Annotated in this window: 14 protein-coding genes; 4 read left to right on the top strand and 10 right to left on the bottom strand. The window is 55.1% G+C overall.

The window, feature by feature from the left end:
- The first annotated feature begins 46 nt into the window (after positions 1 to 46).
- The 3 genes from kefF (at position 47) to folA (ending at position 3,109) form a co-directional block, all read left to right on the top strand.
- On the top strand, positions 47 to 577 hold the full coding sequence (gene kefF / locus JTI98_RS00910) for a glutathione-regulated potassium-efflux system oxidoreductase KefF (RefSeq protein WP_044328294.1): 531 nt from the start codon (positions 47 to 49) through the stop codon (positions 575 to 577).
- Positions 570 to 2,432, top strand: a complete 1,863-nt coding sequence (gene kefC / locus JTI98_RS00905) for a glutathione-regulated potassium-efflux system protein KefC (protein WP_046401622.1) — start codon at positions 570 to 572, stop codon at positions 2,430 to 2,432. The genes kefF and kefC overlap by 8 nt, the downstream gene beginning before the upstream one ends.
- Before the next feature lie 197 nt (positions 2,433 to 2,629).
- Positions 2,630 to 3,109 carry a type 3 dihydrofolate reductase gene (gene folA / locus JTI98_RS00900; protein WP_042997972.1) on the top strand — a complete coding sequence of 160 codons (480 nt, stop codon included), beginning with the start codon at positions 2,630 to 2,632 and terminating at the stop codon, positions 3,107 to 3,109.
- Positions 3,110 to 3,201: 92 nt separating this feature from the next.
- On the opposite strand, the gene apaH is transcribed toward folA, so the two are convergent.
- From apaH to lptD, 6 genes are read right to left on the bottom strand one after another with little or no spacing between them, the layout of a single operon-like run.
- Positions 3,202 to 4,050: a bis(5'-nucleosyl)-tetraphosphatase (symmetrical) ApaH gene (apaH, locus tag JTI98_RS00895; protein ID WP_216081819.1), complete on the bottom strand. Its 849-nt coding sequence runs from the start codon at positions 4,048 to 4,050 to the stop codon at positions 3,202 to 3,204.
- Between the two features lie 10 nt (positions 4,051 to 4,060).
- Complete coding sequence (gene apaG, locus JTI98_RS00890; protein WP_042997970.1) at positions 4,061 to 4,438, bottom strand: Co2+/Mg2+ efflux protein ApaG; 378 nt, start codon at positions 4,436 to 4,438, stop codon at positions 4,061 to 4,063.
- 2 nt (positions 4,439 to 4,440) lie between these two features.
- On the bottom strand, positions 4,441 to 5,262 hold the full coding sequence (gene rsmA / locus JTI98_RS00885) for a 16S rRNA (adenine(1518)-N(6)/adenine(1519)-N(6))-dimethyltransferase RsmA (RefSeq protein ID WP_042997969.1): 822 nt from the start codon (positions 5,260 to 5,262) through the stop codon (positions 4,441 to 4,443).
- Positions 5,259 to 6,248, bottom strand: a complete 990-nt coding sequence (gene pdxA / locus JTI98_RS00880) for a 4-hydroxythreonine-4-phosphate dehydrogenase PdxA (RefSeq protein ID WP_216081818.1) — start codon at positions 6,246 to 6,248, stop codon at positions 5,259 to 5,261. Before pdxA ends, rsmA begins: the two co-directional genes overlap by 4 nt.
- On the bottom strand, positions 6,248 to 7,534 hold the full coding sequence (surA, locus tag JTI98_RS00875) for a peptidylprolyl isomerase SurA (RefSeq protein WP_042997967.1): 1,287 nt from the start codon (positions 7,532 to 7,534) through the stop codon (positions 6,248 to 6,250). The genes pdxA and surA overlap by 1 nt, the downstream gene beginning before the upstream one ends.
- Before the next feature lie 53 nt (positions 7,535 to 7,587).
- A complete protein-coding gene (lptD, locus tag JTI98_RS00870; RefSeq protein WP_044255544.1) occupies positions 7,588 to 9,942 on the bottom strand; it encodes an LPS assembly protein LptD in 2,355 nt (784 codons plus the stop codon).
- A gap of 255 nt (positions 9,943 to 10,197) precedes the next feature.
- Here lptD and djlA point away from each other — a divergent pair, with 255 nt between their 5' ends.
- Entirely contained in the window at positions 10,198 to 11,013 is an 816-nt protein-coding gene (gene djlA, locus JTI98_RS00865) for a co-chaperone DjlA (protein ID WP_042997965.1), read from the top strand.
- 163 nt (positions 11,014 to 11,176) lie between these two features.
- Here djlA and rluA read toward each other — a convergent pair whose 3' ends face one another.
- The 4 genes from rluA to araD all read right to left on the bottom strand — a co-directional run bounded on the left by rluA (position 11,177) and on the right by araD (position 18,020).
- On the bottom strand, positions 11,177 to 11,836 hold the full coding sequence (gene rluA / locus JTI98_RS00860; protein ID WP_216081817.1) for a bifunctional tRNA pseudouridine(32) synthase/23S rRNA pseudouridine(746) synthase RluA: 660 nt from the start codon (positions 11,834 to 11,836) through the stop codon (positions 11,177 to 11,179).
- A gap of 11 nt (positions 11,837 to 11,847) precedes the next feature.
- Entirely contained in the window at positions 11,848 to 14,754 is a 2,907-nt protein-coding gene (gene rapA / locus JTI98_RS00855) for an RNA polymerase-associated protein RapA (RefSeq protein WP_044267394.1), read from the bottom strand.
- Between the two features lie 134 nt (positions 14,755 to 14,888).
- Positions 14,889 to 17,240 carry a DNA polymerase II gene (gene polB, locus JTI98_RS00850; protein ID WP_216081816.1) on the bottom strand — a complete coding sequence of 784 codons (2,352 nt, stop codon included), beginning with the start codon at positions 17,238 to 17,240 and terminating at the stop codon, positions 14,889 to 14,891.
- 84 nt (positions 17,241 to 17,324) lie between these two features.
- Complete coding sequence (araD, locus tag JTI98_RS00845; RefSeq protein WP_044327795.1) at positions 17,325 to 18,020, bottom strand: L-ribulose-5-phosphate 4-epimerase; 696 nt, start codon at positions 18,018 to 18,020, stop codon at positions 17,325 to 17,327.
- Between the last annotated feature and the right edge of the window lie 95 nt (positions 18,021 to 18,115).

The raw sequence follows: 18,115 nt of genomic DNA, 5'->3' as shown, positions 1-18,115 counted from the left end.
AACTACACTCTCTTATAAAACAGAGTGGTAAAATAACAGGCTAATCATGATTCTCATCATTTATGCGCATCCTTATCCGCAGCATTCGCATGCGAATAAACGGATGCTTGAGCAGGCAAGGACGCTGGAAGGCGTCGAAGTTCGTTCTCTCTATGAACTCTACCCTGATTTCAATATCGATATCGCTGCGGAACAAGAGGCGCTTTCTCGCGCTGACCTGATCGTCTGGCAGCATCCCATGCAATGGTACAGCGTTCCCCCCCTACTCAAACTGTGGATGGATAAAGTGCTTTCCCACGGCTGGGCCTATGGTCACGGCGGGACCGCGCTGCGCGGTAAGCAAGTCATGTGGGCGGTGACTACTGGCGGCGGCGATAATCACTTCGATATCGGCTCGCATCCGGGGTTTGACGTACTCTCACAGCCGCTCCAGGCGACAGCCATCTACTGCGGGCTCAATTGGCTTGCGCCGTTTGCAATGCACTGTACGTTTATTTGCGACGACGAAACGCTGCAGGCGCAGGCGCGTCATTACAAGCAACGACTGATGGAATGGCAGGAGGCGCACAATGGATAGCCATACGCTCATACAGGCGCTGATTTATCTTGGGTCGGCGGCGCTGATCGTGCCGATTGCCGTCCGGTTGGGCTTAGGCTCGGTGCTGGGTTATCTCATTGCGGGGTGCATCATCGGCCCCTGGGGGTTACGTCTGGTGACCGATGCCGAATCTATTCTGCACTTTGCTGAAATCGGCGTGGTGCTGATGCTGTTTGTCATTGGCCTGGAGCTTGATCCCCAGCGGCTATGGAAACTGCGCGCTTCAGTGTTTGGCGGCGGCGCGCTACAGATGGTGGTCTGCGGCGGCCTGATTGGTCTGTTTTGTATGTTCCTCGGTCTGCGCTGGCAGGTGGCGGAACTGATTGGTATGACGCTGGCGCTCTCCTCCACGGCGATAGCTATGCAGGCGATGAATGAGCGCAACCTGACCGTTTCGCAGATGGGACGCAGCGCCTTTGCTGTGCTGCTGTTCCAGGACATCGCGGCGATTCCGCTGGTGGCAATGATTCCGCTACTGGCGACCAGCGGGGCGTCAACCACGCTTGGCGCATTCGCGCTGTCGGCACTGAAAGTGGCTGGTGCGTTAGTCCTGGTGGTACTGCTGGGGCGCTATGTGACCCGCCCGGCGCTGCGTTTCGTTGCGCGTTCTGGCCTGCGCGAAGTCTTCAGCGCCGTGGCGCTGTTTCTGGTCTTTGGCTTCGGGCTGTTGCTTGAAGAAGTTGGGCTGTCGATGGCGATGGGGGCGTTCCTGGCTGGCGTATTGCTGGCAAGCTCTGAGTATCGCCACGCGCTGGAAAGCGACATCGAGCCGTTTAAGGGGCTGCTGCTGGGGCTGTTTTTCATCGGTGTCGGCATGTCTATCGACTTCGGGACGTTTATCGATAATCCGCTCCGTATCATCATTCTGCTGGTCGGTTTCCTGGTGATTAAAACCGGGATGCTGTGGCTGATTGCCCGTCCTTTACAGGTGCCGAACAAGCAGCGCCGCTGGTTTGCGGTACTGCTCGGACAGGGCAGTGAGTTCGCGTTTGTGGTCTTTGGCGCGGCGCAGATGGCGAACGTGCTCGATCCACAATGGGCGAAGGCGCTAACGCTGGCGGTGGCACTGTCGATGGCCGCGACGCCGATTTTCCTGGTCATCCTTACGCGAATGGAGAAATCCGCTTCCGGTGAAGAGCGGGAAGCCGATGAAATTGATGAAGAACAGCCGCGGGTGATTATTGCCGGATTTGGCCGCTTCGGGCAGATCACCGGTCGTTTACTGCTCTCCAGCGGTGTGAAGATGGTCGTTCTCGATCACGATCCGGACCACATCGAGACGCTGCGTAAATTTGGCATGAAGGTGTTCTACGGTGATGCGACGCGGATGGATCTGCTGGAGTCCGCCGGGGCGGCGAAAGCGGAAGTGCTGATCAATGCCATTGACGATCCGCAAACCAACCTGGAGCTGACGGAGATGGTAAAAGACCACTTCCCGAACCTGCAAATTATAGCCCGGGCACGCGATGTCGATCATTACATTCGTTTGCGCCAGGCGGGCGTGGAGCAACCGGAACGTGAAACGTTTGAAGGCGCGCTTAAAACCGGGCGTCTGGCGCTGGAAAGTCTTGGGCTTGGCCGCTATGAAGCGCGTGAACGTGCGGACCTGTTCCGTCGCTTTAATACGCAAATGGTAGAAGAGATGGCGAAAGGTGAAGATGATGCCACCTCCCGTGCGGCAGTCTATAAACGGACCAGCGCGATGCTGAGCGAAATCATCACCGAGGATCGCGAACATCTGTCGTTGATTCAGCGTCATGGCTGGCAGGGGACTGAGGAAGGCAAACACACGGGAGACGTTGCCGATGAGCCAGAAGTTAAACCGTCAACCTAAGTCAAAAATGTGATGTACTGCAAACTTTACTGTTAACCAATTGTTTTTGAACTACTGTAATGCCGGGAGTCCACTGACAAGTCGTGGACTCGCCAGCAGATCGGAAAATTTTCGTGCTCTTCTTCTGTTCGTTAGTCGACGAAAGATTGCTCTTTCCGTATAGTGGCGACAATTTTTTTTGCTCCGGGAAATATTCAATGATCAGTCTGATTGCTGCGTTAGCGGTAGATCGCGTTATTGGCATGGAAAACGCCATGCCGTGGAATCTGCCTGCGGATCTCGCCTGGTTTAAACGTAATACGTTAAATAAACCTGTCGTTATGGGACGCCATACCTGGGAATCCATCGGCCGACCGTTGCCGGGACGTAAGAACATCGTCATCAGCAGCCAGCCGGGTACTGACGATCGCGTGCAGTGGGTGAAATCGGTTGATGAAGCGATTACCGCCTGTGGTGATGCACCAGAAATTATGGTGATTGGCGGTGGTCGCGTGTACGAGCAGTTCCTGCCCAAAGCGCAGAAACTGTATCTGACGCACATCGATGCGGAAGTGGAAGGGGATACGCATTTCCCGGATTATGAGCCGGACGACTGGGAATCGGTGTTCAGCGAGTTTCACGACGCTGATGGGCAGAATTCACACAGCTATTGCTTCGAAATTCTGGAGCGTCGCTAAGCGATGAGTGCCGGATGGCGACGCTTAGCGTCTTATCCGGCCTACGAGATGGTTTGTAGGCCGGATAAGCGTAGCGCCATCAGGCAAACAGATCAGGCGTTAACAGCTTCGCCTTCATTCAGATCCATCTGCCGGTTTGACGGCTGCACAAAGTACTGCTTATCTTCCCAGCGCAGGCAGGTTAAATTTCCTCCCCAGCAGCACCCGGTATCCAGCGCATAGATTCCCTCCGGCGTTCCTTTTCCTTCCAGAGACGCCCAGTGACCAAACGCAATGCTGTAGGCTTCGCTGACCGGTCCGGGAATGGCAAACCACGGTTTCAACGGCGCCGGGGCATCCTCCGGGGACTCTTTGCTGTACATATCCAGTTGCCCGTTCGGGAAGCAGTAACGCATCCGGGTAAAGGCGTTGGTGATAAAGCGCAGGCGTGCCAGTCCGGTCAGTTCCGGCGTCCAGTTATTTGGCATGTCGCCATACATGGCGTCGAGGAAGAAGGGGTAAGAGTCACTCGACAGCACCGCTTCAACATCGCGCGCGCAGTCTTTGGCAGTCTGCAAATCCCACTGCGGTGTGATACCCGCATGCGCCATCACCAGTTTTTTCTCTTCATCTATCTGCAACAGCGGTTGGCGACGCAGCCAGTTGAGCAGTTCGTCTGCGTCCGGCGCTTCCAGCAGCGGACTCAGGCGGTCTTTCGGTTTGTTACGACTGATACCGGCGAAGACCGCCAGCAGATGCAGGTCGTGATTACCCAGCACCAGGCGCACGCAGTCACTGAGTGATTTCACATAACGCAGCACGTCCAGTGAACCTGGGCCACGAGCAACCAGATCCCCCGTCAGCCACAGGGTATCGCTTTCAGGGGTAAAATTGACTTGTTGTAGCAATGCGATCAGTTCGTCGTAGCAACCGTGAACGTCGCCAATAAGGTATGTTGCCATAGCTATTGTTTTAGTGAATGAGAGTGGAAACGGCGAGTCGGAAAACCGGAATATCGATGGTAAAGGCGACGCCGTTCTCATCAATCATTTCGTAATGACCCTGCATCGTGCCCAGCGGCGTTTCGATAACAGCGCCGCTGGTGTACTGGTACTCTTCGCCAGGCTCAATGTGCGGCTGAACGCCAACCACACCTTCTCCCTGGACTTCAGTTTCTCGGCCATGACCGTTGGTGATCAACCAATAGCGTCCCAGTAACTGCACGGGCGCTCGCCCCAGATTGCGGATGGTTACGGTGTAGGCAAAAACGTAACGGTCATCTTCAGGTGAGGATTGCGCTTCAATATAGACGCTTTGGACCTGAATACACACTCGGGGCGAATTGATCATGCTTAACTCTCCTTCGATGGCGCGTGTTCTGACAGATAGTTCGCCATCTGGCAGTACTGCGCGACAGAGATATTTTCCGCTCGCATTGCCGGGTCAATACCCAGTTCCGTCAAGACCTCAACGCTGAACAGATTGCCGAGGCTGTTACGAATCGTTTTACGGCGCTGGTTGAACGCTTCTGTGGTGATGCGGCTCAACAGGCGAATATCGTTGACCGGATAGGGCATCGTAGTGTGCGGCACCAGGCGCACCACGGCGGAATCGACTTTTGGCGGCGGCGTGAAGGCGGACGGCGGCACTTCAAGCACCGGGATCACGTTGCAATAATATTGCGCCATGACGCTTAAGCGACCATACGCCTTACTGTTTGGTCCTGCAACCAGACGATTCACCACCTCTTTTTGCAACATAAAGTGCATATCGGCAATGGCATCAGTATAGCTAAACAGGTGGAACATCAGCGGCGTAGAGATGTTATAAGGCAGGTTACCGAACACGCGTAGCGGTTGACCCATCTTTTCAGACAATTCGCCGAAATTCATGGTCATGGCGTCCTGCTGATAGATAGTCAGCTTGGGGCCCAGGAAGGGATGCGTTTGCAGACGCGCGGCCAGATCGCGGTCAAGTTCAATGACCGTCAGCGCATCCAGACGTTCGCCAACCGGCTCCGTCAACGCAGCCAGACCGGGGCCGATTTCGACCATCGCCTGACCCTTTTGCGGGTTAATGGCGGAGACAATGCTGTCGATCACAAACTGATCGTTGAGGAAGTTTTGCCCGAAGCGTTTACGGGCTAAGTGGCCCTGATGGACTCGATTATTCATTGGGTATTAACAATCATTTTGATGGCGAGATTAAGCGCCGTAATAAAACTGCCGACATCAGCTTCACCCCGACCCGCCAGTTCAAGCGCGGTGCCGTGATCCACCGAGGTACGAATAAAGGGCAGGCCCAGCGTGATATTCACGCCACGACCAAATCCCTGGTATTTTAGCACGGGGAGACCCTGATCGTGGTACATCGCCAGCACCGCATCAGCATGTTGCAGATATTTGGCCTGAAACAGCGTGTCGGCGGGTAATGGACCTGTCAATTTCATCCCCTGCGCGCGGAGCGTATCGAGCACCGGAACGATCGTGTCGATCTCCTCGCTGCCCATATGCCCCCCTTCACCGGCATGTGGATTCAGACCACAGACCAGCACGTGCGGATCGTTTACGCCAAATTTGGTGCGCAGATCGTGATGCAGAATGCCAATCACTTCGTGCAGGAGCGCCGGCGTAATGGCATCGGCGACATCACGCAGCGGCAGATGGGTCGTTGCCAGTGCGACGCGTAACTCCTCCGTCGCCAGCATCATCACCACTTTTTTCGCCTGTGAGCGCTCTTCAAAAAACTCGGTGTGACCGGTGAAAGGCACGCCCGCGTCGTTGATAACGCCCTTATGCACAGGGCCCGTAATCAGCGCCGCAAATTCACCCTCTATACAACCGTCACAGGCACGGGCCAGCGTCTGTACCACATACTCGCCATTCTTCACGGCCAAATGCCCTGGAACGACGGGCGCACGAAGCGAGACCGGTAACAGCGTCAGCGTGCCGGCTGTCTGCGGTTTAGCAGGGCTTTGCGGGGAGTAAGGGCGTAACGTGAGGGGAAGACCGAGCATTGTCGCCCGGTCAGTCAATACCGTGGCATCGGCACAGACCACCAGTTCAACCGGCCAGTCGCGCTGGGCAAGTTGAACGACGAGATCCGGACCTATCCCGGCGGGTTCGCCGGGAGTGATCACTACGCGTTGAGCAACCGTCATTAATTGCTCAGGATTTTAACGTAAGCGCTGGCGCGTTGTTCCTGCATCCAGGTTGCTGCTTCTTCTGAGAACTTCCGGTTCATCAGCATACGGTAAGCGCGATCTTTCTGCGCGGCGTCGGTTTTATCGACGTTACGCGTATCCAGCAGTTCGATCAGGTGCCAACCGAAAGAGGAGTGCACTGGTGCGCTCATCTGGCCTTTGTTCATGCGGGTTAACGCATCACGGAATGCCGGATCGAAAATGTCCGCAGCCGCCCAGCCCAGATCGCCGCCCTGGTTAGCCGAGCCGGGATCCTGAGAAAACTCTTTCGCTGCGGCAGCAAAGGTGGTTTTACCGCTCTTAATATCAGCGGCGATTTGCTCAAGCTTCAGACGCGCCTGCTGATCGGTCATGATCGGCGACGGCTTCAACAGAATATGGCGGGCGTGAACTTCGGTCACGGAGATGCTCTGGCTCTGGCCGCGCATATCATTCACTTTCAGGATATGGAAGCCGACACCGGAACGAATCGGGCCAACGATGTCGCCTTTCTTCGCGGTACTCAGCGCCTGAGCAAAAATGCCTGGCAGTTCCTGAATACGACCCCAACCCATCTGGCCGCCTTTCAGCGCCTGCTGGTCAGCAGAGTAGGTGATCGCCAGTTTGCCGAAGTCGCTGCCGTTACGGGCTTGATCGACAATGGAACGCGCCTGAGATTCTGCTTCGTTCACCTGGTCAGACGTTGGGTTTTCCGGCAGTGGGATCAGGATGTGACTCAGGTTCAGCTCCGTACTGGCATCATTTTGATTGCCAACCTGTTGCGCCAGCGCATCCACTTCCTGCGGCAGGATCGTCACGCGGCGGCGCACTTCGTTGTTACGCACTTCAGAGATGGTCATCTCTTTGCGGATCTGATTACGGTAGGTTGAGTAGCTCAGACCATCGTAAGCCAGACGGCTGCGCATCTGGTCCAGCGTCATGTTGTTCTGTTTAGCGATATTGGCAATCGCCTGATCAAGCTGTTCGTCAGAGATTTTTACGCCCATCTTCTGACCCATCTGCAGGACAATCTGATCCATGATCAGACGTTCCAGGATCTGATGACGCAGCGTAGCGTCGTCCGGAAGCTGTTGACCTGCCTGGTTAGCGTTCAATTTGACAGACTGCATCAGGCCATCAACGTCGCTTTCCAGTACCACACCGTTATTTACGACGGCTGCGACTTTATCGACTACCTGCGGGGCAGCGAAACTGGTATTCGCGATCATGGCGATACCGAGAAGCAGCGTTTTCCAGTTCTTCATACTTTTTCCATTTCAATTAACCGCACTGCGGATTACGTGGTAAATCAATCAGATCACAAAGAGTTTTGATACGGCAAAATGTTGGAACGTAACATCTCGCTCGTGCCGAGACCATAGTTGGAACTCAGACCACGAAGTTCAATGTTAAAGCCAATCACGTTGTCATACACCGCGTGTTCTTTATCGCTATCCCAACCGTTCAGCTTACGCTCGTAACCGACGCGGATCGCATAACAGCAGGAGTTGTACTGCACACCTAACATCTGGTCGGCGGGTTTATTCACGTTGGTGTCGAAGTAGTAGGCACCAACAATTGACCAGCGATCGGCAATCGGCCAACTGGCGACGGTACCGATCTGGCTAATCCCGTTTTTGTACTGCTCTGCCGTGGAATATCGTGCTGGCAATGTCGCCTGAATATACTCCGGGCTGGCGTAACGGTAGTTCAACTGAACCAGACGGTCTTCATCACGACGATATTCGATACTGGAACTGCTGGTCGCGACGCTATCCAGACGGGTGTCGTACTGAATACCGCCACGCAGCCCCCAACGATCCGAAATACGCCAGTAAGTGTCACCCGCCCATACTAATGAACCCGTCTGGTCATCATTCTCCCATTGGATGTTGTCATCGCCAGTGCGAGACTCCGTGAAATAGTAGATTTGACCAACAGAAACGTTAAAACGTTCAACTGCTGCCTCATCATATACGCGAGATGTGACGCCCGTCGTGACCTGGTTGGCGGAGGCAATGCGGTCCAGACCGCCATAGCTGCGGTCACGGAACAGGCCGGTATAGTCAGATTGCAGCAGGGAAGAGTCGTAGTTGTAGATGTTGCTCTGGTCGCGATACGGCACGTACAGATACTGCGCGCGCGGCTCCAGCGTCTGGGTATAACCCGGCGCGAGCATGTTCATATCCCGTTCAAACACCATCTTGCCGTCGACTTTGAACTGCGGCATCACACGGTTGGCGGTATCATCCAACTGAGTGGTATTACGGTTGTTATACCAGTCCAGATTGGTTTGCTGATAATGGGTTGCCAGCAGTTTCGCTTCGGTGTTGATGCTGCCCCACTGGTTTGACAACGGCAGGCTGACAGTCGGCTCCAGGTGCAGGCGCGTCGCTTCCGGCATGTTGTCTTTGGTATTCACAAAATGCACGGCCTGGCCATAAATACGGGTATCAAACGGACCCAGGTCGTTCTGATAGAAGTTGACGTCTAACTGTGGTTCAGCGGAATAACTGCTGGTGTTCTGATCGCTGAACACCTGGAACTGTTTGGTTGAGACAGTGGCGTCAAAGTTCTGCACCGCATAGCCGACGCTGAATTTCTGCGTCGCGTAACCGTCGGTACTCGAACCGTACTTGTTATCGAAATCATTAAAGTAGCTGGAGTCGCTCACTTTGGTGTAGTCGACGTTGAAACGCCACACCTGATCCATCACCCCCGCATGTCGCCAGTAAAACAGCCAGCGGCGCGAGTTGTCATCGTTCGGATGCTCATCGTCGTAGACGCGATCGGAGTTCAGATAGTCGAATTCCATAATACCGGCGCCTGCCTGGCTCAGGTAGCGGAATTCGTTCTCCCACATTACGCCGCCGCGACGGTGCATATAGTGCGGCGTCAGGGTCGCATCCATGTTTGGCGCAATGTTCCAGTAATACGGCAGATAGAACTCAAAATAGTTCTTTGTCGTGTACTTGGCGTTGGGGATCAGGAAACCGGAGCGGCGTTTATCCCCGACCGGCAATTGCAAATACGGACTGTAAAAGACAGGAACCGGACCCAGCTTAAAGCGGGCGTTCCAGATTTCCGCGACCTGTTCTTCACGGTCATGGATCACTTCGCTACCGACGACGCTCCAGGTATCAGAACCTGGCAGACAGGAGGTGAAACTCCCGTTCTCAAGAATGGTATAGCGGTTTTCGCCGCGCTGTTTCATCAGATCCGCTTTACCGCGGCCCTGACGGCCCACCATCTGGTAGTCGCCTTCCCAGACGTTGGTGTCTTTGGTGTTCAGGTTCGCCCAGCCCTTCGGTCCTTTCAGAATAACCTGGTTGTCATCGTAATGGACGTTGCCGAGCGCATCGACGGTACGTACAGGCTCAGGCTGGCCCTGAGCCTCTTTCTGATGAAGCTGCACCTCGTCGGCCTGCAGACGGCTGTTGCCCTGCATGATATCTACATTGCCGGTAAACACCGCGTCGTCAGGATAATTTCCTTTCGCATGATCGGCATTAATCGTGACGGGGAGTTCATTTGTCTCGCCCTGCACCAGAGGACGGTCATAGCTTGGCACGCCTAACATACATTGTGAGGCGAGACTGGCTGCCAGACCCTGTTGACTGTAAAGGGCAGTGGCAATCATGGTGGCCAGGAGGGTGGGAATACGTTTTTTCATACGTTGTATTTTATTGTTCCATCATCAGTAGCGTCGCGCGTGACAAACCGCCACAGCCTAACTTACTCATGTTCGTAGCGCTAGTGTTAATCCTGCCGCTATAGCGTCTGTGGTGTTAGTCACGGCTGTGAATGACAGGTATGATAATGCAAATTATAGGCGATGTCCCACAATTGACCGTAGCCGAAAGATCGTTAAAAGCCGCTTATTTTGTGGGACCTGGCCTCACCGAGAGTGAGACAAATTGGGGAGTCTATGCAGTACTGGGGAAAAATAATTGGCGTGGCCGTGGCTCTGCTCATGGGCGGCGGCTTTTGGGGCGTGGTGCTGGGGCTGTTGGTTGGCCACATGTTCGACAAAGCCCGCAGCCGCAAAATGGCGTGGTTTGCCAACCAGCGTGAGCGTCAGGCGCTTTTTTTTGCCACCACCTTTGAGGTGATGGGGCACTTAACCAAATCGAAAGGACGGGTTACCGAAGCCGATATCCATGTCGCCAATGTGCTGATGGACAGGATGAATTTGCACGGTGAATCGCGATCGGCTGCGCAAAATGCGTTTCGTATCGGAAAATCAGATAATTACCCGTTACGTGAAAAAATGCGCCAGTTTCGTAGCGTCTGTTTTGGTCGCTTCGATCTTATTCGTATGTTTCTTGAAATTCAGATTCAGGCGGCGTTTGCCGATGGTTCACTGCATCCCAACGAGCGTGAAGTGCTGTATGTGATTGCCGAAGAGTTGGGTATTTCCCGCACTCAGTTCGATCAGTTCCTGCGCATGATGCAAGGGGGAGCCCAGTTTGGCGGTGGTTATCAGCAGCAGTCCGGCGGCGGTGGCTGGCAGCAGGCGCAACGCGGCCCGACGCTGGAGGACGCCTGCAACGTCCTCGGGGTTAAACCTACTGACGATGCGACTACCATTAAACGTGCTTACCGTAAGCAGATGAGCGAGCACCATCCGGATAAGCTGGTGGCGAAAGGTCTGCCGCCGGAAATGATGGAAATGGCGAAGCAAAAAGCGCAGGAAATTCAGAAGGCTTACGAGCTGATCAAAGAGCAGAAAGGCTTTAAATAAATATACACGGCATCCTTCAAGCTGCCTCTTTGTTGGCCGCGCTGTGAAACCCCAGTCACATAGTTATCTATGCTCCTGGGGATTTCTTCGCTTGCCGCCTCGATGCATCTCGAATGATTTGTGTCTATTCGCGAGCGTAATTCAAAGGGGCTACGTTATAAGATTAAAAATCCGCTGGCGCTTTAAACGTCATGCTGTTGCCGTATGCGGGATGGGTGATGGTCAGCATCTCGGCATGCAGTTGCAGTCGGGGAGCCATTGCCAGCGCCTCAGGCGGGGCATAAAAACGGTCGCCGAGAATGGGGTGGCCTAACGCCAGCATATGTACGCGCAGTTGGTGTGAACGTCCGGTGATGGGCTTCAACACTACTCGCGCGGTGTTATCTTCCGCACACTCCACCGCTTCATATTCGGTCTGCGCTGCTTTGCCGGTTTCATAACACACTTTCTGTTTCGGACGATTCGGCCAGTCGCAGATGAGCGGTAAATCCACCAGTCCCTCTGCGGGCGCAGGATGTCCCCATACCCGCGCCACATACTGTTTTTTCGGCTCGCGCTCGCGAAACTGACGCTTCAGCTCTCGCTCTGCCGCCTTGGTGAGGGCCACTACAATTACGCCGCTGGTGGCCATATCCAGACGATGCACAGATTCAGCCTGTGGATAGTCGCGTTGGATACGCGTCATCACGCTGTCTTTATGCTCCTCAAGACGACCGGGCACGGATAACAGGCCGCTTGGCTTGTTGACCACCATAATGTGCTCATCCTGATACAGGATCACCAGCCAGGGATCCTGCGGCGGATTGTAGTTTTCCATCGCCATATTTGACTCCGTTACTGATGCGTGACGACGATAAGACGTAGCGCGTCCAGACGCCATCCTGCCTGATTCAGGCTTTCCAGCACCTGTTGACGGTTGCTTTCAATGGCCGCGAGTTCATCATCACGAATGTTCGGGTTGACGGCGCGCAGCGCTTCCAGGCGCGACAGTTCAGCAGACAGTTTTTCATCCGCTTCATTACGCGCCGCGTCAATCAGGGCGCGGGCGGACTTCTCAACCTGCGCTTCACCCAGTTGCAGAATCGCATGAACATCCTGCTGCACCGCATTAACCAGTTTGCTGCCAGTGTGGCGGTTTACGGCACTCAACTGGCGGTTGAAGGTTTCAAACTCCACCTGCGCCGCGAGGTTGTTGCCGTTTTTATCCAGCAGCATGCGCACCGGCGTCGGCGGCAGGAAGCGGTTAAGCTGCAACTGCTTCGGTGCCTGGGCTTCCACAACGTATACCAGTTCCAGAAGCAGCGTACCGACCGGTAGCGCCTTATTCTTCAACAAGGAAATGGTACTGCTACCGGTATCACCAGAGAGGATCAGATCCAGCCCGTTACGGATCAGCGGATGTTCCCAGGTAATAAACTGCGCGTCTTCACGCGACAGCGCCACGTCACGTTCAAAGGTAATGGTACAACCGTCTTCCGGCAGCCCCGGGAAGTCCGGCACCAGCATGTGATCGGATGGGGTCAACACAATCAGGTTTTCACCGCGATCGTCCTGGTTAATCCCCACGATATCAAACAGGTTCATGGCAAAGGCGATAAGGCTGGTGTCGTCGTCCTGCTCTTCAATACTTTCGGCCAGTTGCTGCGCTTTTTCGCCGCCGTTGGAGTGGATCTCCAGCAGACGGTCGCGGCCCTGTTCCAGCTGCGCTTTCAGCGCTTCGTGTTGTTCGCGACAGCTTTTGATCAGATCCTCAAAGCCATCGGTCTCTTCGGGCGCCGCCAGGTAGTTAATCAGGTTGCTGTAAACCGTGTCATAAATAGCACGACCGGTCGGGCAGGTATGTTCGAACGCATCCAGACCTTCGTGATACCAGCGAACCAGCACCGACTGGGCGGTTTTCTCTAAATACGGGACATGGATTTGGATATCGTGCGCCTGGCCGATGCGGTCGAGACGACCAATACGCTGTTCAAGCAGGTCCGGGTTAAATGGCAGGTCGAACATCACCAGGTTGCTGGCAAACTGGAAGTTACGGCCTTCCGAGCCAATTTCTGAACACAGCAGCACCTGTGCACCGCTGTCCTCTTCGCCGAACCAGGCGGCGGCGCGGTCACGTTCGATAATCGACATCCCTTCGTGGAAGACCGCCGCGCGGATACCTTCGCGCTCGCGCAGCACTTGCTCCAGCTGCAGGGCGGTTGCCGCCTTCGCACAGATCACCAGCACTTTCTGTGAGCGATGACTGGTCAGGTAGCCCATCAGCCACTCAACGCGGGGGTCGAAGTTCCACCATGTACCGGTATCGCCTTCAAATTCCTGATAAATCTGTTCCGGATAGAGCATGTCACGCGCTCTGTCTTCGGCGTTTTTGCGGGCACCCATGATGCCGGACACTTTAATGGCAGTCTGATACTGCGTCGGCAGCGGCAGCTTAATGGTGTGCAGTTCGCGTTTCGGGAAGCCTTTTACGCCGTTACGGGTGTTACGGAACAGCACGCGGCTGGTGCCGTGGCGGTCCATCAGCATGGAAACCAGCTCCTGACGTGCGTTCTGCGCACCGTCGCGGTCGCTGTTTGCCGTTTGCAGCAGCGGTTCAATATCCTGCTCGCCAATCAGTTCGCCCAGCATGTTGAGCTCTTCATTGCTGAGCTTGTTACCGGCCAGCAGCATAGCGACGGCGTCGGCAACCGGGCGATAATTTTTCTGCTCTTCAACAAACTGTGCGAAATCGTGGAAACGGTTGGGATCCAGCAGGCGCAGACGCGCAAAGTGGCTTTCCATACCCAGTTGTTCCGGGGTGGCGGTCAGCAACAGTACGCCTGGCACGCGTTCCGCCAGTTGTTCTATCGCCACATATTCACGGCTCGGCGCCTCTTCGCTCCAGACGAGGTGGTGGGCTTCATCGACAACCAGCAGATCCCACTCGGCATCGCACAGGTGTTCCAGACGCTGCTTGTTACGGCGGGCGAAGTCCAAAGAACAGATCACCAGTTGTTCGGTTTCGAACGGGTTAAACGCATCGTGCTGCGCTTCGGCGTAGCGTTCGTCGTCAAACAGGGCGAAACGCAGATTGAAACGGCGCAGCATTTCGACCAGCCACTGATGCTGCAAGGTTTCTGGCACAATAATCAGCACGCGTTCTGCCGCGCCAGAAAGCAGTTGTTGATGCAGGATCATCCCGGCTTCAATGGTTTTGCCCAGACCCACTTCATCTGCCAGCAGTACGCGCGGCGCATGACGGCGACCCACATCGTGGGCGATGTTGAGCTGATGAGGGATCAGGCTGGTGCGCTGGCCGCGCAGACCGCTCCATGGCATGCGGTACTGTTCACTTTGAAATTTACGTGCGCGGTAGCGCAGCGCAAACCGATCCATGCGGTCAATCTGACCAGCAAACAAGCGATCCTGCGGTTTGCTGAACGCCAGTTTGCTGTCGAGCAGGACTTCACGCAGCGTGACGCCGGCTTCTTCGGTATCAAGACGGGTACCAATGTAGGCAAGCAAACCATTTTCTTCTTTTACTTCATCGATTTGCAGCTGCCAGCCTTCATGGCTGGTAATGGTATCGCCAGGGTTGAACATCACGCGGGTCACGGGGGAGTCACTGCGCGCATACAGACGGTTTTCACCGGTGGAGGGGAAAAGCAAAGTGACGGTGCGCGCATCCATGGCGACAACGGTTCCAAGTCCCAGTTCGCTTTCTGTATCGCTGATCCAGCGTTGACCAAGTGTAAAAGGCATATTTGTTCGGCTCTATATCTTTAATTGCAGGCAATAACCACCCTCTGCCAGGGAGATGCTATGGCAGAACGGTAAATGGGGTCCAGGAATGGAAAGGGCGCTATGGTAATGGATGGCGATGGATTCGTCACGCGTCAAAATAACCCTAATTGGCCTGTCAGTAGTGTAGCAAAGTTATCATCAATGAAGGGAAGAATTCCTTCCGCGACGGGCTGGAGCTGGCGCGTCAGGTAATGCTCGTAATCCAGCGGCGAGTGTTGATAATCCTTTGGCTCCGGACCGTTCAGGGTCCAGACATAGTGAATGGTGCCGCGGTTCTGGTACTGCGCCGGGCGTCCCCGCTTCAGGTTTTCTTCATCAGCCAGTCTGGCGGCGCGCACGTGTGGCGGAACGTTGCGCTGGTACTCGCTTAACGGTCGACGCAGCCGCTTACGATAGACCAGACGCTCGTCCAGCTCGCCCGCCATCAGCCGATCAATGGTTTCACGTACGTAATCCTGATACGGTTCGTGACGAAATATGCGCAGATACAATTCTTGCTGGAACTGCTGCGCCAGCGGTGTCCAGTCGGTACGCACGGTTTCCAACCCTTTAAACACCATCCGCTGGTTTTCTCCTTCCTGAATCAAACCCGCGTAGCGTTTTTTGCTGCCGGTATCCGCGCCACGAATGGTGGGCATCAGAAAGCGGCAGAAATGCGTTTCATACTCCAGTTCCAGCGCGCTGGTAAGGTTCTTCTCCTGAAGCGATTGCGTCCACCAGGCGTTGACGTGTGCCACTAACGCGCGACCAATTTTCGCCGCTTCCTCTTCTGTGTGGGCGCGCTTCAGCCAGACGAAGGTGGAGTCGGTGTCGCCATAAATTACGTCATAGCCCTGGGCTTCAATGAGCGCTTTGGTCTGACGCATGATCGCGTGACCGCGCATGGTGATCGACGACGCCAGGCGCGGATCGAAAAAGCGGCAGGCCGTCGTGCCGAGCACACCGTAAAAGGCATTCATGATGATCTTCAGCGCCTGAGAAAGCGGTTTATTACCGTGCCGTTTGGCGTCGTCACGCCCCTGCCAGATCGACGTCACGATCTCTGGCAGGCAGTGTTTTTCCCGCGAGAACCAGGCGTCGAGAAATCCTTCGGTGCTGTGTTCGGGATCCGGGTGCGCCATCCCTTCCACCAGTCCGACTGGGTCGATCAAAAAGGTGCGAATGATCGAGGGGTACAGGCTTTTGTAATCCAGCACCAGCACCGAATCATACAAGCCGGGACGCGAATCCATCACGTAACCGCCGGGGCTGGCGTGGGGCGGCACTTCACCAAGGTTCGGCGCAACGTAACCGGCGCGATGCATACGTGGAAAATAGAGATGGCCAAACGCGGCGACCGAACCGCCGTGACGATCGACAGGTAATCCGTTAACCGTGGCTCGTTCTAACAGGAACGGCACGATCTCGGTTTTATGAAAGACTCGCGTCACCAGCTCGCAATCTTTCAGATTGTAGGTGGCGAGCGCGGGTTTATCTTCGGCAAAACGTCTGTCAATCTCATCCATGCGATCCCAGGGATTATCGATCGATTTACCTTCCCCCAGCAGTTCCTGCGAAACGGTCTCCAGCGAAAACGACGAGAAATTCCAGAAGGCAGACTTCAGCGCCTCAATACCATCCACGATCAGCCGACCTTTCGCCTGGGCGAAAAAAACGCCATTTTTAAAACCGTGCTCACGCCACTCGAGTTCGCTGTTATCGCGGCCAAAACGCAGCGGGATACGGTAGCGCTCAGCATGTTTTTGCAACACGCGCAGGTCGAACTGCACCACGTTCCAGCCGATGATGAGGTCGGGATCGTGGCGGGCAACCCACTCGTTAAGCTTTTCCAACAGTTGTGGGCGGCTGTTGACGTACTCAAGCTGGAAATCGAGCGCTGATGAATCGCCATTTTCGGGGCCGAGCATATAGACAATGCGCTGCCCGCAGCCTTCAAGCCCAATGCAGTACAACTCGCCGTGGCGGGTGGTTTCAATGTCCAGAGACAACCATTTGAGCGGTGGACGATAGTCGGGATGGGGCTTTAATCGCGCATTGACGATCGCACCGTTGCGCGTCTCACCTTCGACCCACACTGGTGAGGTGATAAAGCGTTCCATCAGATAGCGTTCCGGTGGGCGGACATCGCCTTCATAAACCGTCACGCCATTCTCACGCAACAGCTTTTCCAGTCGCATCAACTGGCGATGCGAACGGCAGTAAAGACCCGAAACCGGCTGACGATGAAAATCTTTGAGGTTGAGCGGCGTCAGACGATAGCCATTTTCACTGCTTAATAACGACGTGACGCGGGCGGTTAGCGCGGTAGGGATAAACGCAACGGACTCCTGCGGCGCAAGCGTGACCTGCAAAGGCCCGCTGTCTGTTGCCAGCCAGAAGGAGACTTCAGTTCCCTGCGACGTATCCCGCCAGTGCCGGGTTAAGATAAAACCTGCCTGCGCCACGCTGTTTATCCATCAAAAAAACCAGGCATGATTATAGCCTGGTTCAACGTGTTGTGCTGGGGTTTTATACAGTTATTGGCGCTGCTACTGCCCGTAGTAGGCTTTCGCTCCGTGCTTGCGCAGGTAATGCTTATCCAGCAACGTTTGCTGCATCTCGGGTAACTGTGGCGCGAGCTGGCGGCAGAAAATGCCCATGTAGGCAACCTCTTCTAAGACGATGGCGTTATGCACCGCGTCTTCGGCATTTTTCCCCCACGCAAAGGGACCGTGTGAATGCACCAGTACGCCTGGCATTTGCGCGGCGTCTATTCCATGCATCTTAAAGGTTTCGACGATCACCTTGCCGGTTTCCCATTCATACTCGCCGTTGATCTCGTGGCTGGTCATTTTGCGGGTGCAAGGGATGGGGCCGTAGAAATAGTCGGCATGCGTGGTGCCCGTTGCCGGAATGGACTGTCCGGCCTGCGCCCAGATGGTCGCGTGGCGCGAATGGGTATGCACAATACCACCAATGGTGGGAAAAGCCTGGTACAGCAGACGATGCGTCGGCGTATCGGACGAGGGTTTTTTCTGACCTTCAATCACTTCACCCGTCGCGATGCTGACAACCACCATATCGTCTGCGGTCATCACGCTGTAATCAACGCCGGAAGGTTTAATGATAAAGACGCCGTGGTCGCGATCGACGGCACTGACGTTCCCCCAGGTGAGCGTGACCAGGTTGTGCTTTGGCAGCGCCAGATTCGCTGCCAGTACCTGGCGTTTGAGATCTTCTAGCATGTTTTTCTCCCTGCCTGATGACGGTGTAAACGCGTTATCAGGCCTACACAGAGATGTAGGCCTGATTCAGCAAAACGCCATCAGGCAACCATTTG

The sequence above is a fragment of the Citrobacter sp. MGH 55 genome (genome assembly GCF_016906145.1).
GTDB lineage: Bacteria > Pseudomonadota > Gammaproteobacteria > Enterobacterales > Enterobacteriaceae > Citrobacter_A > Citrobacter_A amalonaticus.
The sequence above is the reverse complement of the archived record's forward strand: the minus strand, read 5'-3'. Positions and strand labels throughout refer to the sequence as shown.